Consider the following 19,674-nt stretch of genomic DNA (forward strand, 5'->3'; position numbering starts at 1 on the left):
GTGATGATTGCGACCTGTCCAGCCTGCGGCTCGAAAAGGCCAGTCAGCATATTGTCGCGTACTCGCTTTCGCAATTTGGAGGGATCTGGGGACAAGGCGGATTCAGGCTTTCGAGTCAAAAGCTTGGCCTTTCGGGTCTGGACTTCCCGCTGTGGACGAAATCGGCCAAGAAAAGTTGATCCCCAGATTTGTCCCCAGCGCCGCGACAAAGCCTACAGCGGGTCGAATTGTGGACAAGCGGCCATCTGATACAGTCGCTTCCCGACCCGAGGCCTGCCCATCCAGCCTTGTCCACAATTGCCCACAGTCTGGACCCATCCCCTGTGAACAAACCTCAGAGCTTCTTCCACCTGCATCTGATCTCCGACGCCACCGGTGAGACGCTGCTAGCGGCCGGCCGCGCGGCGTCGGCGCAATACAAGGATGCGCGCGCCATCGAGCATATCTATCCGCTGATCCGCACGGAAAAGCAGATCGCCAAGGTCTTCGAGGATATCGAGGAGGAGCCGGGCATCATTCTCTATACGGTGGTCGACCAGAAGCTGGCGCGCTCGATCGACGAGCGCTGCGCGGCGATGGGCCTGCCTTGCGTGTCGGTGCTGGAGCCGGTGCTGACGGTCTTCCAGTCCTATCTCGGCACGCCGGCCGGCCGCCGCGTCGGCGCCCAGCACGTGCTCGACGCCGAATATTTCCGCCGCATCGATGCCTTGAACTTCACCATGGAGCATGATGACGGCCAACTGCCGGCCAATATGGACGATGCCGATATCGTGCTGATCGGCATATCGCGGACTTCGAAGACGCCGACCAGCATCTATCTTGCCAATCGCGGCATCAAGACCGCCAACATCCCGATCGTGCTCGGCGTGCCGCTGCCCGAAAGCCTGATCGCCGCCAGGACGCCGTTGGTCGTCGGCCTGATCGCCACGGCCGAACGCATCTCGCATGTGAGGCAAAATCGCATCCTCGGCAACAGCGCCGCCTTTGTGCCGACCGCCTATGTCGACCGCGCCGCCATCAACGAGGAGCTCGCCTACGCCCGCCAGCTCTGCACCAGGCATGGTTGGCCGATGATCGATGTCAGCCGCCGCTCCATCGAGGAAACCGCGGCCGCGATCGTTGCCCTGCGGGGAAAGACGCGCTAACTGAGATTTGCCGAGACGCCGGCCGCTTCGTCATCCTAGGGCGGAGCAAGGAGCAAAGCGACGCGGCGCAGACCCTAGGATCCATGCCGTGACGTCGAAGTGTTGCGACGGTGTAGAATTCTGCTCCGCTGCGCCCCTCGGCTGAGGTTATGGCATGGATCCTAGGGTCTTCGTGACGGAGCTTCGCTCCTGCTTCGCCCTAGGATGACGAAGGTCGTAAGGCTTTGGCCATTCTCCAAAGTTTGTGCTGGACCCCCAGACAAACGATGGGTCAACAGCGTCAGGGAGCTAGTTGGGCGAAAAATCATGGCCGAGAAAATCCTCCTCGCTTCAGGCAGTCCCTACCGCAAGGCGATGCTCGTCAATGCCGGCCTCGACATCGAGGCGGTGCCGGCAAATGTCGACGAGCGCGCGCTCGAGGCTCCGCTGAAGGACAGCGGCGCTTCACCCGAGGATGTCGCGTCGATCCTCGCGGAAGCCAAGGCGACCGAGGTCAGCGAGCGCAAGCCGGGCGCCCTGGTGCTCGGCTGCGACCAGACGCTGTCGCTGGGCGACGAGATCTTTCACAAGCCCGCCGACATGGAAAGCGCGCGGCGTCATCTCCTAACGTTGTCGGGTAAGACTCATCAGCTCAACAGCGCCGCCGTGCTTTGCCGCGACGGCGAGGTGCTGTGGCGCCATGTCGGCGTCGCCAGCCTCACGATGCGCAAGCTCGATCCCGCCTTCATCGGCCGGCATCTGGCGCGCGTCGGCGCCAAGGCGCTGTCCAGCGTCGGCGCCTACCAGGTCGAGGGCGAAGGCATCCAGCTGTTCGAGAAGATCGAGGGCGATTATTTCACCATTGTCGGCCTGCCGCTTTTGCCGGTGCTGAAGGAGCTGCGCGCATTGGGAGCCATCGATGGCTGAGAAAAAGGCCTTCGTCACGGGACATCCGATCGCGCATTCGCGCTCGCCGAAGATCCACGGCCATTGGCTGGCGCAATACGGCATCGACGGCAGCTATGAAGCGATCGACGTCGCGCCGGATGATTTCGCGTCCTTCCTGAAGGCGCTTGCCGACAATGGTTTTCGCGGCGGCAACGTCACCATCCCGCACAAGGAGGCGGCCTTCGCCGGCGTCGCCCGCCGCGATCACGCGGCCGACGCGATCGGCGCGGTCAACACACTATGGTTCGAGGATGGCATTCTGTGTGGCGGCAACACCGACGGCTACGGCTTTGCCGCCAACCTCGACCAGTATGCGCCCGGCTGGGCGGCCAATGGCCCGGCCGTTGTGCTCGGCGCCGGCGGGGCTTCGCGCGCGGTCATCCATGCGCTGAAGGAGCGCGCGGTGAAGGATATCCGCATCGTCAACCGGACGCTCGCCAGAGCCGAGGAACTCGGGCGCCATTTTGGCGCCGGCATCTCGGCGCACGGCGCCGATGCGCTCGGCGAGCTGCTTGCCGATGCCGGCCTGCTCATCAACACCACTTCGCTCGGCATGCATGGCAATGGAACCTTGGCCGCCGATCCGGGCGCGTTGCCGGACCATGCCATCGTCACCGACATCGTCTATGTGCCGCTGGAGACGCCTTTGCTCGCCGCCGCCAGGGCGCGTGGCCTGAAAACCGTCGATGGTCTCGGCATGCTTCTGCATCAGGCGGTGCCCGGTTTCGAACGCTGGTTCGGCCGGAAACCCGACGTTACGTCCGAGCTGCGAAGCGTGATCGTCGCCGATATCGGGGGCCATTGATGATCGTGCTCGGCCTTACCGGATCGATCGGCATGGGAAAGTCGGCGACGGCGAAAATGTTCGCCGAGGCCGGCGTGCCGGTGCATGATTCCGACGAGACCGTGCATCGCCTCTATTCCGGCAAGGCCGCCCCCCTGGTCGAGGCGGCCTTCCCGGGCACGACGCAGGCAGGCGTGGTCGACCGCGTCAAGCTCGCCGGAAAAGTGCTCGCCGATCCGGACGCGCTGAAGAAGCTCGAGGCAATCGTCCATCCGCTGGTGCGCGCCGATGCCGACGCGTTCCTGGCCAAACACCGCGCCGCCGGCGCGCCGCTCGCCGTGCTCGACATCCCGCTTTTGTTCGAGACCGGCGGCCGCGGCCGCGTCGACAAGGTCGTGGTCGTCACCGCCTCGCCCGAAATCCAGCGTGAACGCGTGCTCGCCAGGCCGGGCATGAGCGAGGAGAAGTTTTCGTCGATCCTCGCCAAGCAGGTGCCCGACGCCGAAAAGCGCCGCCAGGCCGATTTCATCATCGACACTGGCCACGGCTTCGATGCCGCTCGAAAGGCGGTCGAGGCGATCGTCGCCGAACTGGCGGGGGATAAGAAGGAGACACCACCCTCCTGACTCTTGCTGTCAGCAGCCGCCATTGCCATTTTTCGCCGAAGCACGATGCTGCCCGTGCCAAGGACAACTGATTCGAATGCGTGAGATCATCTTCGATACGGAAACCACCGGCCTCGATTTGCGCGACGACCGCATCATCGAGCTCGGCGGCATCGAGCTGGTCAACCGCTTCCCGACTGGCCGCACCTTCCACAAATTCATCAATCCGCAAGGGCGCGCGATCCACGCCGAGGCGCAGGCCGTGCATGGCATCAGCGCCGCCGACCTTGTCGGCAAGCCGACCTTCGCCGAAATCGCGCAGGAATGGCTGGACTTCACCGACGGCGCCAAGTTGATCGCCCACAACGCCACCTTCGATATCGGCTTCCTCAATATCGAGTTCAGCCGGCTCGACCAGGCGGCCATCGATCCCGGCCGCATCGTCGACACGCTGGCGCTCGCGCGCCGCAAGCATCCGATGGGGCCGAACTCCCTCGATGCGCTCTGCCGTCGTTACGGCATCGACAACACCCGCCGCACCAAGCACGGCGCGCTGCTCGACTCCGAACTGCTGGCCGAGGTCTATATCGAGCTGATCGGCGGCAAGCAGGCGGCGCTGGTGCTCGAGGCCGTGGCGGTGCGGATGAACGGCGCCGGCGAGGTGGCCGACATCGACATCTCGATCGGCGCCCGGCCGATCGCCCTGTCGTCGCGGTTGAGCGAAGCGGATCGCGCGGCGCATGCCGGGCTGGTTTCGACGCTGGGTGAAAAGGCGCTGTGGCTGAAAGTGGCGACCGCGGGCTGAGCGGGCGCGCTGGCGCCGACGTTGGAGATTGGCCGAAACCCCCCGTGACGTCGTCATACTCGGGCTTGACCCGAGTATCCATGCCGTGACCTCGGCCGTAGGGTGCGACGGTGCAGAATTCTGTAACCGCCGTAACGCCTTGACGTCACGGCATGGATTCCAGGGTCTGCGCGCGTCGCTCCGCTCCTTGCTCCGCCCTGGAATGACGAACGGGAAGGCGGCCACGGCCAATCGCGAAGGTTGGCAACTGCTCGCTGGGCCCTGATCAAACAAAAAAGCCCGGCGCGAAGCCGGGCTCTCGATACGGTGTGGCGCCGATTCGCCTCAGCTCACCTGGATCTTGCTCGCCGCCGCCTGGTCCTCGGCGATGCGCTGCTGGAACATCTGCGCGAAATCGATCGGGTCGAGCATCAGCGGCGGGAAGCCGCCATTGCGGGTGGCGTCGGCGATGATCTGGCGGGCGAACGGGAACAAAAGCCGCGGGCATTCGATGAACAGCAGCGGCAGCATATGCTCCTGCGGGAAACCGTTTATGGCGAAGACGCCGCCATAGACCAGCTCGACATTGAACAGCACTTCCTGGTCGAAGGAGGCCTTGGCGTTCAGCGTCAAATTGACGTCGAACTGCTTGTCCGAGAGCGGATTGGCGTTGACGTTGACATTGATGGCGATACCCGGAGCCTTGTCGCGGCCGCGCAGCGAATTCGGCGCGCCAGGGCTCTCGAAGGACAGGTCCTTCACATATTGCGCAAGCACATTGAGCGAGGGCTGGTTCTGGGTGCCGTTGCCGTTGGCGGCGCCGGTCGCCGCGTCATCGTTGCTGGCCATTAGCCTTTAAGTCCTTTTGCCTGGGCAGCATTGCTGACCGGATTGAAATCGCGGGTTCGCTACCATGGTCGGCCGGACAAAACAAGTTTTGCCGCCCTTATCGGCAGGAGGAACAGGACAGCGCAAACGCTGGGGATTGGCTGAAGCTCCTCAACCTCGTCATTCCAGGGTCTGCGCGGGTCGCTTCGCTCCTGCTTCGCCCTGGAATGACGATCGCGATGGGCGTTTCGGCCAATCTCCAAGGCATGCCATCTGCCAGAGCCGGCCGGTCAAAGTCCCTGTCGAGGACTAGTCGTTCTTCAGCCGCCGCCAGGGTGAATTGTGGTCCGGCCGGTTCGGATAGTCGTCGCGCGAATAGTCTGTGTCGTCGAGGTCGATGACATTGTCGCGCCGGCGGGCCGAAAAGCCGCTGCTGAAGCTGGTCGCCATGACGATGCGGTTCTTGAGCGCGCGCCAGGCGAAGTCGCGCACCGGCGGCAGCAACAGAAGAATGGCGAAGATGTCGGTGACGAAGCCCGGGATGATCAGCAGGATCGCCGCCAGCACGATCATAGCGCCATGCGCGAGCTGGCGGCTGGGGTCGCGCCCGGCATCCATCTCCGTCCGCACCCGCGCCATGACGCCAAAACCCTGGTGCCGGAGCAGCAGGCTGCCCGCGACGGTGGACAGGATGACCAGCCCGACCGTCGCCAAAGCGCCGATCTCGCGGCCGACAACGACGAAGCCGGCGATCTCCAGCAGCGGCAGCAGGAGCAGGAACAGCGGGATGAACGAAATGCGCAAGTCTCGACCGATCGCTTTCTTCTTTTGCGGCGCTGGCGGACAATCGCCGCTGGCCTTGGCGCCCTTAGATAGGTATGGCTGCCTTTGATTTGAATGATTGCGCCTGCCGTTCTATATGCTTTGGGTGTTGAACGCTATGCGACCGCGGTCCCCCAGGGGTTACGCCGGTCCGGCACGGACAGGGATCGGTTGGCGGAAAATATGGGTTTCTTCGACTTCGGCACGATTTTCTTCCTGATTGCGGCGGTTGTGATCTTTTTCCAGCTGCGCAACGTGCTTGGACGTCGCACCGGAAACGAGCGTCCGCCCTTCGATCCCTATTCGGCGAGCCGCACGCGCGAGGCCGATGCGGCGCAAAAGCCTGAAAATGTCGTGTCGCTGCCGCGCAAGCGCGCGCCGGGCGAAACCGCGCCCGAGACCTATGCCGATATCGACGCCTTCGCCAAACCCGACACCGATCTCAACAAGGGCCTGCGCTCCATCAAGGACAATGATGCGTCGTTCGAGCCGAAGGGCTTCGTCGACGGCGCCAAGATGGCCTACGAGATGATCGTCATGGCCTATGCCGACGGCGACCGTAAGACGCTGAAGAACCTGTTGTCGCGCGAAGTCTATGATGGTTTCGTCGCCGCGATCGGCGAACGCGAGGCCAAATCCGAAAAGATCCAGTCTTCCTTTGTCGGCATCGACAAGGCCGACATCGTCGCAGCCGAAATGAAGGGTTCGGAAGCGCATATCACGCTGCGCATCGTCTCCGAGCTGATCTCGGCGACCCGCGACAAGGCCGGCGCCGTCATCGACGGCGACCCGGAAACCGTGGCCGAGGTCAAGGATGTCTGGACCTTCGCCCGCGACACCCGCTCGCGCGACCCGAACTGGAAGCTCGTCGCCACCGAAGAAGAAGATTGAGATCAAGCGGCGGGGCCCCAGTCGTGCCGCTCTCTCCCACTTTCAGCGAAAAATCCTTTACCGACCTTTCGGGCTGGGGCGAAGACGACCACGCTGCGGCATTGGCCGCGTTCCGCCGCTCGGCCTTCCACGCCCCGATAAAACCTTACCGCACCGGATCGCTCGGCGTCGATTTCAATGCTTTTGCCGAGGCCTATGCCGAGGCGCGCGCCGTTTCGGCGCCGAGCAGGTCCGAGGCGCGGTCGTTCTTCGAACGGCATTTCGTTCCCGCTCTGGTCGTACCCGACAATGGCGGCGCCGGCCTTGTCACCGGTTTTTACGAACCCGAGGTCGAGGCCTCGCCGGTCAGGACCGAGCGGTTCACCGTGCCGCTGCTGTCCTGCCCCGCCGACCTGATCGACATCGACGACGGCAACCGGCCGGCCGGCATGGATGCCTATCTGGCCTTCGCCCGGCGGACGGATGCTGCTCCGGTCGAATATTTCGACCGCGGCGAAATCGAGCGCGGCGCGCTCTCCGGCCAGAACCTCGAGATCGCCTGGCTCGCCGAAAAGGTCGATGCCTTCTTCATCCATGTGCAGGGCGCAGCTAGATTGAAGATGACCGACGGCAGGCTCTGCCGCGTCACTTATGCCGCCAAGTCCGGCCAGCGCTTTTCTGGCCCCGGCAAGACCTTGAGCGATCTCGGCGAGATCCCGCTCGAAAAGGTGACGATGCAGTCGATCCGAGCCTGGTTCAAGGCGCATCCCGACCGCGTCGACGAGATCCTGTGGCGGAACCGCTCCTACATCTTCTTCCGCGAAGCCGAAGTCGACGATACAGCGCTTGGGCCCATCGCCGCCGCCAAGGTGCCGCTGACGCCCGGGCGTTCGGTCGCGGTCGACCGCCTGCTGCACACATTCGGCACACCCTTCTATATCGACGCGCCGACGCTCACCGCCTTCGACCAAAAACCGTTCCGGCGGCTGATGATCGCGCAGGACACCGGCTCGGCCATCACCGGCCCGGCCCGGGGCGATCTCTTCGCCGGCTCGGGCGATGCCGCCGGCGAAATCGCCGGCGTGGTCCGCAACGCGGCCGACTTCTATGCGCTGGTGCCCCGCGGCCTGTTCGATGGAGCGCGCCGGTGAGCCGCCGCGACGATCATCTCAGCGACGACGACCGCATCCTGTGGAACCTGGTGGCGCGTTCGGCCCGGCCGCTGAAAGGCAAGACCGCCGTCGAGATCCCCGACATCGTCGAGCCGAAACCGGCGCCGGCCGCCGCTCCGGTCAACGGCGTTCCGGCCGCTGCCGCAAAACCCAAGCCGCAGCATGTCTCGCACGCGCTCGACGACCAGACGCTGCATAAGCTGAAAAAAGGCCGGCTGCCGATCGAAGGCCGCGTCGACCTGCACGGCATGACGCAGGACGAGGCCTATTCGCTGCTGCTCACCTTCCTCAACCGGGCGCATGCCGGCGGCATCCGTTACGTGCTGATCATCACCGGCAAGGGCTCGTCCTCCGGCGGCGACGGCATCCTGCGCCGCGCCGTTCCGGCCTGGCTGTCGACGCCGGCCTTCCGGCATCTTGTGTCCAGCCACGATCACGCCGCCCGCAACCATGGCGGCTCGGGCGCGCTCTATGTGCGGCTGCGGCGGACGCGCCTATGAGGGACCTGGTATGACCCCGTTCGGCGAGAAGCTCAGGGCGCTGCGCGCCGAACGCGGCGTCAGCCAGAAGGCGATGGCCGAAGCCATCGGCGTCAGCGCCGCCTATCTGTCGGCGCTCGAGCACGGCCGCCGCGGCGCGCCGACCTGGACGCTAATCCAGAAGATCATCGGCTACTTCAACATCATCTGGGACGACGCCGAGGAACTTGCCCGCCTCGCCGAAAGCTCGCACCCAAGGGTCAGGATCGACACGTCCGGCCTGTCGCCGGCGGCCACCGAGCTGGCCAACCTTTTGGCCGACAGCATCGAGAGGCTCGATGAAGCGGAACTGAGGAAGATCACGGCATTGGTCCGAGCTGCGCTGAGGGGATAGTTTGCCCGCATAAAACGGGATGCCGCTAGCCGAAGCCGCCCGAACTTCGTCATCCACGGGCGGAGCGGGAGCGAAGCGGACGCGGAGACCCGAGGATCCATTCCGTGACCTCGCGCGAAGGGTAAAGGCGGTGCAGAACAGAGGTTTTTCTGCACCGCCGCGACGCTCTTAGGTCACGGAATGGATTCTATGGTCTGCGCTGCGTCGCTTCGCTCCTTGCTCCGCCATAGAATGACGAAGGCGCGAAGCCAAGGCTTCCATGTGCGACGCTGTGGAAAGCCCTCACCTCTAAATCAGAGCTTGCCGGCGCCGTTCGTGCTGCCGTCATTGGTGCTGCCCCGGCCGCCATTACCTTGATGGCCCTGATGGTCGCGGCCATTGCCGCCGCCCGGGCAGTTCGCGGAACCGACGCTGCAGCAGCGACCGCTCCACAAATCATTGAAGTTGGTCTTGGCGCAGCTTTTGACAGTCTCGTCCGCCAGAGCCGATCCGGTCAGGGCCGATACCGCGACGGCGGCAAGCAGGGTGTTCCGCAGAAAAGCAGTCATTTGAATTCTCCATGGTTTGGTTTCCGTCCACGGCCGTGTGTCGCCAGCCGGGAGGAAATGGTTCATGGAGCTGTGAGACTTCGTCATCCACGGGCGGAGCGGGAGCGAAGCGACGCGGCGCAGACCATAGAATGGTTTGAGGAGGATAGGGTAGTTTGGCGGCCGGAACTGCGGCGCATCGCTGCGCTCTGGCTTCGCCCTACAATATGACGAAACCGAAGTTGGCGCCTACTGCACCGAGCCGACCAGCACCGCCTGGCCGTCGCGGATCGAGACCCAGCGTCCGGTGTTGTCGATCGCCTGGCGCTTGAGGAAGCGGTAGCCGGTCGCGTCCCAGGCTTTGACCTTGTCGGTCAGGTTGTCGAGCACGTAGTCGCCCTTGTCGGTGCGCACCGTCAGCACCGAATGGCCTTCCCCGTCCTGCTTGCGTACGACGGTGATCAAAAGATCGGCGAGCGACATGCCCATGCGGTAGAGCTGGCGGCGCTTTTCCAGCACATAGTCCTCGCAGTCGCCATAGCCGTCGTCCGGGTAGGCCCAGACTTCGTCCTTGCCATAGTGATCGAGATCGCTCAACGGCTTGACGGCGGCGTTGACCTTGGCGCTCACGCTGGTCAGCCGGCGCCACAGACCGTCGGTCATCCTGGCCGGATCGAGATTGGCCGGGCGGATGTTGCACTCGTTCGGATGCGATTTGCAGAAATCATAGTGGCCGATCGGCTGCGAGGTCAGCCCGCCCGTGGCCATCGCGCCCGCCGCCCAGGCAGGCACGGCCCAATGCGCAGAGATCGTCAGCCCTGCGACCGCACACAAACGCAGAATCCGCGTCATCGCTGAGGAAGTCATTGTCCCCGCCGCCCTGTTCTTTATTAACGAAACGTTAAAGGCGATTTACAGTCCGTGTCAATTGGAGACGACGGCCAGTTTGACGGCATGGTTACCTGGACGATCCCGTAGCGGCACTTTCGCAACAGAGGCGTGGGCGCAACACGGCCGGCCGCCGGGCGGCGGCAGGGCTGATCCGGGCTCCGGCGTTCAGCTTTTGGCCGAACGGACCAGCTTCGGCCTCACCGCCACCCGCTGCTGGCGGCCATAGCTGGAGATGAAGTCGGCGATGCGCGGCACGATCTCGGAGCGGAAGCGCGAGCCGTTGAAGACGCCGTAATGGCCGACGGCCGGCTGCATGTAATGGACATGCTTGTCGGCGGGAATGTTGACACACAGATCATGCGCGGCCTGGGTCTGGCCGAGCCCTGAAATGTCGTCGTTCTCGCCCTCGATGGTGAGCAGCGCCACGTTGCGGATCGCCGCGCAGTCGACCGTCTCGCCGCGATGCTTCATCTCGCCTTTCGGCAGTGCGTGGCGCACGAACACGGTGTCGACCGTCTGCAGGTAGAATTCCGCCGTCAGGTCCATCACCGCCAGATATTCGTCATAGAAGTCGCGGTGCTTTTCGGCGCTGTCGCCGTCATGCTTCACAAGATGCATGAAGAAGTCCTTGTGGGCGATGATGTGGCGGTCGAGATTCATGCTCATGAAGCCCGAAAGCTGCAGGAAGCCCGGATAGACCGTGCGGCCGAAGCCCGGCACCGGCCAGGGCGCATGCATCACGACATTGTCGCGGAACCAGTCGATGCCCTTTTCCTTGGCCAGAAGATTGACCGCGGTCGGGTTGCGGCGCGTGTCGACCGGGCCGCCCATCAACGTCATGGTGGCGGGCACGAAGGGATCGCCGCGCTTTTCCATCAGCGCCACCGCCGCCAGCACCGGCACCGAAGGCTGGCACACGGCCATCACATGCGTGTCGGGGCCGAGCGCGTGGAACATCTCGATGACATAGTCGATGTAGTCGTCGAGATCGAAGCTGCCTTGCGCCGCCGGTACCATTCGGGCATCGACCCAGTCGGTGATGTGCACGTCGGCATAGGGCAGCATCGCCTCGACCGTGCCGCGCAGCAGCGTCGCGTAATGGCCAGACATCGGCGCCACGATCAAAAGCTTGGGGTCCGGCTTGCGGCCGGCGGGCAGCGCGCGCTCGAAACGGATCAGGTTGCAGAACGGCTTCGACCAGACCGTCTTTTCCGCGACGGCGACGCTTTTCCAGTCGACCACGGTCTTGTCCAGGCCGAATTGCGGCTTGCCGTAGCGGCGGGTGGTCCGCTCGAAGAGCTCCGCGGTCGCCGCGACCGAGCGGCCGAAGGGGGTGTGGGAAATCGGATTGAGCGGGTTGGAGTAGAAGAGCCGTACCGCGTCGGCATAGAGGCGAGCCGGCTGCAGCGCCGCATGGTTCATTTCATAGAGCTGGTAGAACATCGCGAACCCCGCTGCCGTCCAACGACCAAAAGGACGACGGACAGCGCCGAGCCTTGAATGTCTCCTGGCGAGGCTAACAAGATATTTTTGCGATGCAATACGTCATTTTGTCTGACGAATGCTTCTTTGGTTCAACCTGTTGAAAATCGGGCTTGAGCGGGCGAGCCGGCTCAATGTGCGCTGCGGAAATGTGAAGGATATGTGTCCGGCCCTCATGCCGGACATCGGCCATGATCCCGAACCACTTGGTCCGCATTGGATCATGGTCCGACGGACAATGCATGTCGCCCTAAAGTGTGCAGCGGTTTTGGGGCAACGACATGCATCAAAACAAAGCTCAGACGCGCGCCATGCAGACGGCGGTATGGCCCGAACCGATGAAGCCCAGCTGGCCGGCGGCGCCGCGGGAGAGATCGAGCATGCGTCCTTTCACGAACGGACCGCGATCGTTGATGCGCACGACGACGCTGCGGCCGTTGTTCTTGTTGGTGACCCTGAGCTTGGTGCCGAAGGGCAAGGAGCGGTGGGCGGCAGTCAGTGCCGAGGGGTTCATGCGTTCCCCCGAGGCGGTTCTGGAATGCAGCGCATACCAGGAAGCGCGGCCGCACTGCGCGGCGGCGGAGGAGGCGGAAGAGGCGCCGGCCATCAGGCCAGCCGCGATCGTTACCGCGACAAGCGCGGTCTGGTTGGTTTTCTTCATGCTTTGGGGGTGGCTCCGTTAGAGGTAGGCCCCGCCGATATGTGCCGAATGAGGCAGGAAATGCGGCATTGATCTGGCGGTTCCATGGCGATGGCACACGTTTGGAGTCGCCGCGAAACAGTTTGTCATGATATTTCCGGCACCGGGAAGGCGTATTCTCAATGAATATCGGACCGATATCCGGATCGTTCCGGCCAACATCGGTCGTCAGGATTCAAGTACAGAGGAACGGAACTGCTTCGGTTCCTCCGCGTCTTTTGTTGCGTCCCCATTGCCGTTCAGGATCGACTTCCGGAGAGGGTCAAGCCGATGCGATTGATCAGGTTTGTGCTGGCGCTGATTGTGCTGGGGTTGGGTGCGCTGTGGTCGCTGCAAGGTCTCGGCCTCGTCAAGGGCAGCTTCATGACCGGCCAGACGCAATGGCTCTATATCGGCCTCGTCACCATGCTGGTCGGCGTGGTCGGGCTGCGCTGGGCGAACCGCTCCCGCATCTGATCTTGCCGGCCGCGCGGAGACGGCTGGCGACAAAGGTTAGTCTGCGACCCGATCTTTGCGACCAGTACTGCCAGGCCCGGTAGAAGCTCTCGTCGCGCGGCGGCAAGCGGTCGCGTTCGCCGGCAACCACCACCCTTGCGCGTTGGCTGAGCGTCTCTTGTGTCGTCACTCTGAGGTCTACGCTCCGCTCCGCGTCGCTCCGCCCTGGAATGACGAAGGAACGTAGGCCGCCGTTCTCAGGCCGAACGAAAATCCGCCTGTCACGCCATCCGGGCAAATTCATGCTTCAAAGGGCGCGGCAATTGGAACTCTGGTTTCGTGCCCGGCTCGGTTAGTATAGTAATCTTATCAACATTGGGAGTGAGAGAACGATGCGCGACCTTCAAAAGCCCGTTCCGGCGATCGTTCGTGGCTTGCGGCCAAGGCCGCTCGCGGCGCTTGCCGCGCGTTGATCGCTCGGTTTCGGCGAGCAGTCATGGTTGGACGCGCCAATTCCATCATCATTGTCGGCGGCGGCGCCAGCGGTGTCGTGCTGGCCGCGCATCTGTTGAAATCGCCCAATCCGGACCTGCGCGTCACCTTGATCGAGAAGCGGCCGCATTTCGGCCAGGGCATGGCCTATTCGACGCTGCTTTCGGCGCATGTGCTCAACGTCAACGCCTCCGGCATGAGCGGCTATGCCGACGACCCGATGCATTTCGCGCGCTGGGTGCTGGAACGCGGCTTCGCCAGGCCGGACCAGGGGCCGTTCTATGCGCCGCGCAGCCTCTATGCCCGCTATCTGCAGGAATTGCTCGACGGCCTCGTGGAGCGCGAGCGCGACACCGGCCGGCTCAGGCTGATCCGCGAGGAGAGCCTGTCGATCGCGCCGACCGCGTCGGGCGTCGAGGTGGCCTTGGCCAACGGCACCAGCGTCGTCGCGCATCTTGCCGTCCTGGCCACCGGTCACGACGAGCAGCCCGGCGCCTTCCAGGGCCACGCCGTCCGGATGGGGACGGAGGCCGACACCACGCTTGATCCGCAAGCCCAGGTGCTGCTGCTCGGCACCGGCCTGAGCATGGTCGACGCGTTTCTCTCGCTGGAACAGCGCGGCCATCGCGGCGCCATCGTCGCGGTGTCGCGGCGCGGGCTGCTGCCGTCGCCGCACCGCAAGGGCAATCCGATCAAGCTCGATATCGCCGACATTCCGCTCGGCACGGAACTCTCCTATTTCGTCGGCTGGTTCCGCAATCTGATCCGCGAGATCGAGAAGGCTGGCGGCGACTGGCGCGACGTCGTCGATGGCCTGAGGCCGTTCAACCAGACGATCTGGCAGAACTGGCCGTCCTCGGCCAAGCGCCGCTTCGTCGAGCACACCAAGGCCTGGTGGGATATCCACCGCCACCGCATGGCGCCGGAAGTCTACGCGCGCGTCACCGAGGCGGTAAGGTCGGACCGCATCCGCCTCATCGCCGGAAGGGTCGTGAACGTCGAGGCGAACGGTGGCTTCGCCGTGAAAATCCAGCCGCGCGGCACGCAGGATGTCGAGACCCTGGACGTCGCCCGCATCTATGATTGCATGGGCATCGCCCGCGATATTTCGAGAACGTCGAACGGCGTCGTGCGCTCGCTGGTCGAGCGCGGCGTGGCGCGGCCCGATCCGCTGCGTCTCGGCCTCGATGTCACCGCCAAATGCGAGCTGATCGCGGCCGACGGCACGGTGTCGTCGAAGCTGCTCGCCGTCGGGCCGCTGACGCGCGGCACCTTCTTCGAGATCGACGCCATTCCCGACATCCGCGTGCAATGCGCGAAGCTGAGCAAGCAATTGCTGGGGTGATTTTTTCGTCGAGGTTGGCGCTCCACGGCGCCCCCCTCTGGCCTGCCGGCCATCTCCCCCACAAGTGGGGAGATTGGCTGTCGCCTCGGCTTTCGCCAATCGCCGACATTGCAGAAGAAGACGCTGGGGGCGGAGCTGCTGATCTCCCCCCAAGTGGGGGAGATGTCCGGCAGGACAGAGGGGGGCGCTGTCCCGCCAAGTTCAACAGGAGAGGCGATAGAGCGCGCACCCCGTGAAATTCCATTCCCCCACTCGCCGCCGGATTGGCACGATCTATCTTCTTTCCAGACGAAAAGGGCTTGAAAAGACACCTCGCGCGATCCGCGAAACCGGAATGGATTCCGGCGGCTAGAGCATGATCCCAAAAAGTGGGAACCGGTTTTTGGAAAAGATCATGATCCAACAAGGATGCGCGAGATTGCGAACACCCGCATCGAACCGCTTCCATGGAGCATCTGAGATGAGCGAGCAGAGACAACCGGCGCCCGGCGGCGTGGACGCCAATCTGTCGAGATTGCGTCCGCCTTACGCCTCGGTGCTCGACCTGATCGGCCAGACGCCGGTCGTCGAGCTGACCAAATTCGACACCGGCAAGTGCCGGCTGTTCATCAAGCTCGAAAGCCAGAATCCCGGCGGCTCGATCAAGGACCGCATCGCGCTGTCGATGATCGCGGCGGCCGAGAAATCGGGCGCGCTGAAGCGTGGCGGCACGATCGTCGAAGCGACCGCCGGCAACACCGGCCTCGGCCTGGCCCAGGTCGGCATCCCGAAAGGCTACCGCATCATCCTCGTCGTGCCCGACAAGATGTCGCGCGAAAAGATCCAGCATTTGCGCGCGCTCGGCGCCGAGGTGCGCATGACCCGCTCCGACGTCGGCAAGGGCCATCCCGAATATTACCAGGACATGGCCGAGAAGATCGCCGCCGAACTGCCCGGCGCCTTCTATGCCAACCAGTTCGCCAATCCCGCCAATCCGCTGGCGCATGAGACGACGACCGGACCGGAAATCTTTTCGCAGCTCGAAGGCGACGTCGACGCGGTGGTCGTCGGCGTCGGCTCCGGCGGCACGCTGACCGGCCTCGGCCGCTATTTTGCGAAACACTCGCCGAAGACCGAGATGGTGCTCGCCGATCCGGTGGGCTCGGTGCTGGCGCCGCTGATCAAGACGGGCAAGATGGAAGAGGCCGGCAGCTGGACGGTGGAAGGTATCGGCGAGGATTTCGTGCCGCCCAATGCCGACCTGTCGCTGGTGAAAAAAGCCTATTCCATTCCCGACAAGCAGAGCATGCTGGCGGTGCGCGATCTGTTGTCGCGTGAAGGCATCCTGGCCGGCTCGTCGTCGGGCACGCTGTTGTCGGCCGCACTTCGCTACTGCCGCGAGCAGACGGTGCCGAAGCGCGTCGTCACCTTGGTCTGCGATAGCGGCAACAAATACCTGTCGAAAGTCTTCGACGACATCTGGCTGGCCGAGCAGGGCCTCGCCGACCAGGAACAGCATGGCGATTTGCGCGACCTGGTCATGCGCTCGCCGCGCACCGGCGACATTGTGACCGTTGGCCCGGAAGAAACCCTACTCAACGCTTATGGCCGCATGCGCCGCTCCGACGTCTCCCAGCTGCCGGTGCTGGACGAGGGCAGGCTGGTCGGCATCGTCGATGAGAGCGACATCCTGGCCAAGGTCGACGGTCCCTATGACGGCCGCTGGGACCGCTTCAACGGCCCGGTGCGATCGGCCATGACCTCCAACCTGCACACGCTGCAGGCCAGCCAAACGCTCGACACGCTGCTGCCGGTCTTCGACCGCAACGAGGTCGCCATTGTCTTCGATGGCGAAGAGTTCATCGGCCTGATAACTCGTATCGACCTGATCAACCATCTGAGGCGCCGCGCAAAATGACCTCGACCGGCAATAACCGCCTGGCCTTTTCCACCCGCGCCATCCATGGCGGCCAGAGCCATGATCCGCTGACCGGCGCGGTGATGGTGCCGATCTACGCCACCTCCACTTACGGCCAGCAGTCGCCCGGGGTGCACAAGGGTTTTGAGTACGCCCGCAGCCAGAACCCGACGCGCTTCGCCTTCGAGCGCGCGGTCGCCGACCTCGAGAGCGGCAGCAAGGCCTTCGCCTTCGCCTCCGGCCTGGCCGCGATCGGCACCGTGCTGGAGCTCCTCGATTCCGGTGCCCATATCGTCGCCACCGACGACATCTATGGCGGCTCGTTCCGCTTGATGGAGCGGGTGCGCAAGCGCTCCGCCGGCCTTGAGGTGAGCTTCGCCGATTTCACCGACCTTGCCGCGGTCGAGGCGGCGATCCGCCCGGACACCAAGCTCCTCTGGGTCGAGACGCCGACCAATCCGCTGCTGCGCATCGTCGATCTCGAAGCGGTGGCGGCGCTGGCGAAGCGCAAGGGGCTGCTCACCGTCGCCGACAATACCTTTTGCAGCCCCTATATCCAGCGCCCGCTGGAGCTCGGCATCGACATCGTCGTGCATTCCACGACGAAATATCTCAACGGCCATTCCGACATGGTCGGCGGCGTGGCGGTGGTCGGCGACAACAAGGATCTCGCCGACCAGCTGAAATTCCTGCAGAACGCCATCGGCGCCATCTCCGGCCCGTTCGACAGCTTTCTGGCGCTGCGCGGCATAAAAACCCTGGCGCTCAGGATGGAGCGTCACTCGGCCAACGGCCTGAAAATAGCGCAATGGCTGGAAACGCGAAAAGATGTCCGCCGGGTCATCTATCCCGGCCTTGCCAGCCATCCCCAGCATTCCATCGCCGTCCAGCAGATGCACGCCTTCGGCGGCATGATCTCGGTCGACCTCGACCGCGACCTGGCCGGCACCAAACGCTTCCTCGAACGCACGCAGCTCTTCACGTTGGCCGAAAGCCTGGGCGGCGTCGAAAGCCTGATCGAGCACCCGGCGCTGATGACGCACGGCTCGATCCCGGCGGAAAAGCGCGGCGCGATCGGCATTTCGGACTCGCTGGTGCGGTTGTCGTGTGGGATCGAGGACGGCGATGATCTGATCGCGGACCTGGAGCAGGCGCTGGCTGGCTAAACGGCTTCGCCGAGATCCTTCGCGCCCCCCTCTGTCCCGGCAGCCCATCCTTCGTCATTCTAGGGCGGAGCAAGGAGCGAAGCGACGCGCGCAGACCCTAGAATCCATGCCGTGACGGTTGAGAGCCGCCACGGTCCAGAACATTCACCAGCCAATTCCGCGAAACAGCTCGAACCATTCCGGGTTGCTCTTCTCGATCAATTCCACCTTCCATTGGCGCGGCCAGCGCTTCAATGACGTCTCACGCTGGATGGCGTCGGTGATGTCGAAATGCTCTTCGTACCAGACGAGGCGCTGCACACCGTAACGGCTGGTGAAGGTGGAGCCCTGGCCGGTCTTGTGCTCGGGCATGCGGCGAGCAAGGTCGTTGGTGACGCCGATATAGATCGTGCCGCCTTTCTGGCTCGCGGTCATGTAGACGTAGCCTGTCATGCTTCGATCTTACCTGGCGCTACTACCAACGGCTATTCTGGGTCGTTGCATTCTATGGCCAATGTCACGGTATGGATTCTAGGGTCTGCGCGCGTCGCTTCGCTCCTTGCTCCGCCCTAGAATGACGAAGCGCCATTTGCGATAGCCCTGCTCACGAGAGAGGGCGCTGCCCTGCCGACATCTCGGTATGTGTGCCATTGCACACCGCAATCTACATTCTAAACTGCCCCCACTTTGCGATCTCCGGGAGGCGCTATGCGCGTGGTCGTGTTGGGTGGCGGCGTTGTCGGCGTCACCACGGCTTACCAGCTGCAGAAGGACGGGCACGAGGTCGTCATCCTCGAGCGGCAGCAGCAGGTCGCCGCCGAGACGAGCTGGGGCAATGCCGGCATGATTGCGCCGGGGCACTCCTTCGTCTGGTCGTCGCCCAAGGCGCCATTGATCCTGTTGAAATCGCTGGTGCTGAAGGACCAGGCGCTGCGCTTCAGGCTTTCGGCCGATCCCCGGCTCTACTCTTGGTCATGGCTGTTCCTGATGGAATGCACGGCGGAAAAGGCCAAGCGTAACACGCTGCTCAAGCATCGGCTGGCCGTCTATTCGCAATCGGTCCTGCAAGAGGTCGTCGCCGACGAGGCGATCGAATACGACCGCAACGATCGCGGCATCCTTTATTTCTATCGCAGCCAGCAGGCGCTCGACAAAGGCGTCGAGCATATGCGGCTGCTCGAATCCGACGGCCAGCTGATCAAGGTGCTCGACCGCGACGCCATCGTCGCGCTCGACCCATCGCTGGCTTCGGCCAGGGAAAAAATCGCCGGCGGCATCCATTGCCCGACCGACGAGACCGGCGACCCGGCGAAATTCACCCGCGCGCTTGCCGCCAAGGTGGCCGAGCGCGGCGGCGAGATCCGCACCGGCACGACCATCACCGGCATCGAGACATCCGGCGACGGCGTAGTCCAGGTGACGACCGACAAGGGCGCGGTCAAGGGCGACGCCTATGTGCTGGCGCTCGGCTCCTACAGCCCACTGATCGCCAAGACCGTCGGCATCAGCCTGCCGATCTATCCGATCAAGGGCTATTCGCTGACCATTCCGGTTGGCAACCGGCCGGCGCCGCCGACCATCGCCGCCATCGACGAGCACAACCTGGTCGCCGTGTCGCGCTTCGGCGACCGGCTGCGCGTCACCGCCACGGCGGAGTTCGCCGGCTACGATACCAGCCACAAGCCGGCCGATTTCGCCTTCATGAAGGGCGTGACCGCGGAGCTTTATCCCGAAGGCGCCGATTACGACCGCGCCGAGATGTGGGCGGGCCTGCGGCCCATGACGCCCAACAATTTGCCCGAATTCGGCCAGCGGCGCCTGCGCAACCTCTATCTCAACACCGGGCACGGCCATATCGGCTGGACCATGTCGCATGGCTCGGCCCGCATCACCGCCGACCTGATCGCCGGCCGCAAGCCGGCCATTTCGATGGATGGACTTTTGAACTGA

Annotated in this window: 21 protein-coding genes; 14 read left to right on the forward strand and 7 right to left on the reverse strand. The window is 64.0% G+C overall.

Annotation, left to right across the window (positions count from 1 at the left end; genetic code table 11):
* Nucleotides 1-323 precede the first annotated feature (323 nt).
* The 5 genes from FJ418_RS08125 to dnaQ all read left to right on the forward strand — a co-directional run bounded on the left by FJ418_RS08125 (nt 324) and on the right by dnaQ (nt 4,266).
* A complete protein-coding gene (locus FJ418_RS08125; RefSeq protein WP_140659568.1) occupies nt 324-1,145 on the forward strand; it encodes a pyruvate, water dikinase regulatory protein in 822 nt (273 codons plus the stop codon).
* Nucleotides 1,146-1,451: 306 nt separating this feature from the next.
* The gene (locus tag FJ418_RS08135) at nt 1,452-2,051 is read left to right on the forward strand and encodes a Maf-like protein (RefSeq protein ID WP_140659567.1); all 600 of its coding nucleotides are present in this window, start codon (nt 1,452-1,454) and stop codon (nt 2,049-2,051) included.
* Nucleotides 2,044-2,877, forward strand: coding sequence for a shikimate dehydrogenase (locus FJ418_RS08140; RefSeq protein ID WP_140864743.1), 834 nt, complete (start codon nt 2,044-2,046; stop codon nt 2,875-2,877). Before FJ418_RS08135 ends, FJ418_RS08140 begins: the two co-directional genes overlap by 8 nt.
* Nucleotides 2,877-3,482: a dephospho-CoA kinase gene (coaE, locus tag FJ418_RS08145; RefSeq protein WP_140864745.1), complete on the forward strand. Its 606-nt coding sequence runs from the start codon at nt 2,877-2,879 to the stop codon at nt 3,480-3,482. The genes FJ418_RS08140 and coaE overlap by 1 nt, the downstream gene beginning before the upstream one ends.
* Entirely contained in the window at nt 3,409-4,266 is an 858-nt protein-coding gene (dnaQ, locus tag FJ418_RS08150) for a DNA polymerase III subunit epsilon (protein WP_281407561.1), read from the forward strand. Before coaE ends, dnaQ begins: the two co-directional genes overlap by 74 nt.
* 324 nt (nt 4,267-4,590) lie before the next feature.
* Here dnaQ and secB read toward each other — a convergent pair whose 3' ends face one another.
* Both secB and FJ418_RS08160 read right to left on the reverse strand, forming a co-directional pair.
* A complete protein-coding gene (secB, locus tag FJ418_RS08155; RefSeq protein ID WP_140645973.1) occupies nt 4,591-5,094 on the reverse strand; it encodes a protein-export chaperone SecB in 504 nt (167 codons plus the stop codon).
* Nucleotides 5,095-5,382: 288 nt separating this feature from the next.
* Nucleotides 5,383-5,877 (reverse strand): FxsA family protein, encoded by a 495-nt coding sequence (locus tag FJ418_RS08160; protein WP_140864749.1) that lies wholly within the window; start codon nt 5,875-5,877, stop codon nt 5,383-5,385.
* 201 nt (nt 5,878-6,078) lie between these two features.
* Between FJ418_RS08160 and FJ418_RS08165 the strand changes: the two genes are divergently transcribed.
* From FJ418_RS08165 to FJ418_RS08180, 4 genes are read left to right on the forward strand one after another with little or no spacing between them, the layout of a single operon-like run.
* A complete protein-coding gene (locus tag FJ418_RS08165) occupies nt 6,079-6,786 on the forward strand; it encodes a Tim44/TimA family putative adaptor protein (RefSeq protein ID WP_140659563.1) in 708 nt (235 codons plus the stop codon).
* 23 nt (nt 6,787-6,809) lie between these two features.
* Nucleotides 6,810-7,916: a murein transglycosylase A gene (locus FJ418_RS08170; protein WP_140864751.1), complete on the forward strand. Its 1,107-nt coding sequence runs from the start codon at nt 6,810-6,812 to the stop codon at nt 7,914-7,916.
* Complete coding sequence (locus FJ418_RS08175; protein WP_140864753.1) at nt 7,913-8,437, forward strand: Smr/MutS family protein; 525 nt, start codon at nt 7,913-7,915, stop codon at nt 8,435-8,437. Before FJ418_RS08170 ends, FJ418_RS08175 begins: the two co-directional genes overlap by 4 nt.
* 10 nt (nt 8,438-8,447) lie before the next feature.
* Complete coding sequence (locus FJ418_RS08180) at nt 8,448-8,810, forward strand: helix-turn-helix transcriptional regulator (protein ID WP_140864755.1); 363 nt, start codon at nt 8,448-8,450, stop codon at nt 8,808-8,810.
* A 293-nt stretch (nt 8,811-9,103) separates the two neighbouring features.
* Here the strand turns inward: FJ418_RS08180 and FJ418_RS08185 are convergent, their stop codons facing one another.
* The 4 genes from FJ418_RS08185 to FJ418_RS08200 all read right to left on the reverse strand — a co-directional run bounded on the left by FJ418_RS08185 (nt 9,104) and on the right by FJ418_RS08200 (nt 12,371).
* Nucleotides 9,104-9,358 carry a hypothetical protein gene (locus tag FJ418_RS08185; RefSeq protein WP_140864757.1) on the reverse strand — a complete coding sequence of 85 codons (255 nt, stop codon included), beginning with the start codon at nt 9,356-9,358 and terminating at the stop codon, nt 9,104-9,106.
* 228 nt (nt 9,359-9,586) lie between these two features.
* Complete coding sequence (locus tag FJ418_RS08190) at nt 9,587-10,204, reverse strand: transglutaminase-like cysteine peptidase (protein WP_140645966.1); 618 nt, start codon at nt 10,202-10,204, stop codon at nt 9,587-9,589.
* Between the two features lie 189 nt (nt 10,205-10,393).
* Nucleotides 10,394-11,671, reverse strand: a complete 1,278-nt coding sequence (locus FJ418_RS08195) for a polyhydroxyalkanoate depolymerase (RefSeq protein ID WP_140864759.1) — start codon at nt 11,669-11,671, stop codon at nt 10,394-10,396.
* Nucleotides 11,672-12,008: 337 nt separating this feature from the next.
* A complete protein-coding gene (locus tag FJ418_RS08200) occupies nt 12,009-12,371 on the reverse strand; it encodes a septal ring lytic transglycosylase RlpA family protein (RefSeq protein ID WP_095767965.1) in 363 nt (120 codons plus the stop codon).
* A 309-nt stretch (nt 12,372-12,680) separates the two neighbouring features.
* Here FJ418_RS08200 and FJ418_RS08205 point away from each other — a divergent pair, with 309 nt between their 5' ends.
* The 4 genes from FJ418_RS08205 (at nt 12,681) to FJ418_RS08230 (ending at nt 17,745) form a co-directional block, all read left to right on the forward strand.
* A complete protein-coding gene (locus FJ418_RS08205) occupies nt 12,681-12,866 on the forward strand; it encodes a hypothetical protein (protein WP_140645963.1) in 186 nt (61 codons plus the stop codon).
* 475 nt (nt 12,867-13,341) lie between these two features.
* A complete protein-coding gene (locus tag FJ418_RS08215; RefSeq protein WP_140864763.1) occupies nt 13,342-14,682 on the forward strand; it encodes an FAD/NAD(P)-binding protein in 1,341 nt (446 codons plus the stop codon).
* A 460-nt stretch (nt 14,683-15,142) separates the two neighbouring features.
* The gene (locus FJ418_RS08225) at nt 15,143-16,579 is read left to right on the forward strand and encodes a pyridoxal-phosphate dependent enzyme (RefSeq protein ID WP_140645961.1); all 1,437 of its coding nucleotides are present in this window, start codon (nt 15,143-15,145) and stop codon (nt 16,577-16,579) included.
* The gene (locus FJ418_RS08230; RefSeq protein WP_140864764.1) at nt 16,576-17,745 is read left to right on the forward strand and encodes a cystathionine gamma-synthase; all 1,170 of its coding nucleotides are present in this window, start codon (nt 16,576-16,578) and stop codon (nt 17,743-17,745) included. The genes FJ418_RS08225 and FJ418_RS08230 overlap by 4 nt, the downstream gene beginning before the upstream one ends.
* 144 nt (nt 17,746-17,889) lie before the next feature.
* Here the strand turns inward: FJ418_RS08230 and FJ418_RS08235 are convergent, their stop codons facing one another.
* Nucleotides 17,890-18,177, reverse strand: coding sequence for a GIY-YIG nuclease family protein (locus tag FJ418_RS08235; protein WP_140864766.1), 288 nt, complete (start codon nt 18,175-18,177; stop codon nt 17,890-17,892).
* 255 nt (nt 18,178-18,432) lie between these two features.
* Between FJ418_RS08235 and FJ418_RS08240 the strand changes: the two genes are divergently transcribed.
* On the forward strand, nt 18,433-19,674 hold the full coding sequence (locus FJ418_RS08240) for a D-amino acid dehydrogenase (protein WP_140864768.1): 1,242 nt from the start codon (nt 18,433-18,435) through the stop codon (nt 19,672-19,674).

The organism is Mesorhizobium sp. B2-8-3, assembly GCF_006440815.1.
Classification (GTDB): Bacteria; Pseudomonadota; Alphaproteobacteria; order Rhizobiales; family Rhizobiaceae; genus Mesorhizobium.

Bases quoted from the DNA above. Each gene is read 5' to 3' on its own strand.
- dnaQ (WP_281407561.1), top strand. From the start codon at position 3,409: ATGCCGCTCGAAAGGCGGTCGAGGCGATCGTCGCCGAACTGGCGGGGG.
- FJ418_RS08165 (WP_140659563.1), top strand. From the start codon at position 6,079: ATGGGTTTCTTCGACTTCGGCACGATTTTCTTCCTGATTGCGGCGGTT.
- FJ418_RS08190 (WP_140645966.1), bottom strand. From the start codon at position 10,204: ATGACTTCCTCAGCGATGACGCGGATTCTGCGTTTGTGTGCGGTCGCA.
- FJ418_RS08185 (WP_140864757.1), bottom strand. From the start codon at position 9,358: ATGACTGCTTTTCTGCGGAACACCCTGCTTGCCGCCGTCGCGGTATCG.
- FJ418_RS08215 (WP_140864763.1), top strand. From the start codon at position 13,342: ATGGTTGGACGCGCCAATTCCATCATCATTGTCGGCGGCGGCGCCAGC.
- FJ418_RS08180 (WP_140864755.1), top strand. From the start codon at position 8,448: ATGACCCCGTTCGGCGAGAAGCTCAGGGCGCTGCGCGCCGAACGCGGC.
- FJ418_RS08135 (WP_140659567.1), top strand. From the start codon at position 1,452: ATGGCCGAGAAAATCCTCCTCGCTTCAGGCAGTCCCTACCGCAAGGCG.
- coaE (WP_140864745.1), top strand. From the start codon at position 2,877: ATGATCGTGCTCGGCCTTACCGGATCGATCGGCATGGGAAAGTCGGCG.
- FJ418_RS08195 (WP_140864759.1), bottom strand. From the start codon at position 11,671: ATGTTCTACCAGCTCTATGAAATGAACCATGCGGCGCTGCAGCCGGCT.
- FJ418_RS08225 (WP_140645961.1), top strand. From the start codon at position 15,143: ATGAGCGAGCAGAGACAACCGGCGCCCGGCGGCGTGGACGCCAATCTG.
- FJ418_RS08140 (WP_140864743.1), top strand. From the start codon at position 2,044: ATGGCTGAGAAAAAGGCCTTCGTCACGGGACATCCGATCGCGCATTCG.
- FJ418_RS08230 (WP_140864764.1), top strand. From the start codon at position 16,576: ATGACCTCGACCGGCAATAACCGCCTGGCCTTTTCCACCCGCGCCATC.
- FJ418_RS08235 (WP_140864766.1), bottom strand. From the start codon at position 18,177: ATGACAGGCTACGTCTACATGACCGCGAGCCAGAAAGGCGGCACGATC.
- FJ418_RS08205 (WP_140645963.1), top strand. From the start codon at position 12,681: ATGCGATTGATCAGGTTTGTGCTGGCGCTGATTGTGCTGGGGTTGGGT.
- secB (WP_140645973.1), bottom strand. From the start codon at position 5,094: ATGGCCAGCAACGATGACGCGGCGACCGGCGCCGCCAACGGCAACGGC.
- FJ418_RS08240 (WP_140864768.1), top strand. From the start codon at position 18,433: ATGCGCGTGGTCGTGTTGGGTGGCGGCGTTGTCGGCGTCACCACGGCT.
- FJ418_RS08200 (WP_095767965.1), bottom strand. From the start codon at position 12,371: ATGAAGAAAACCAACCAGACCGCGCTTGTCGCGGTAACGATCGCGGCT.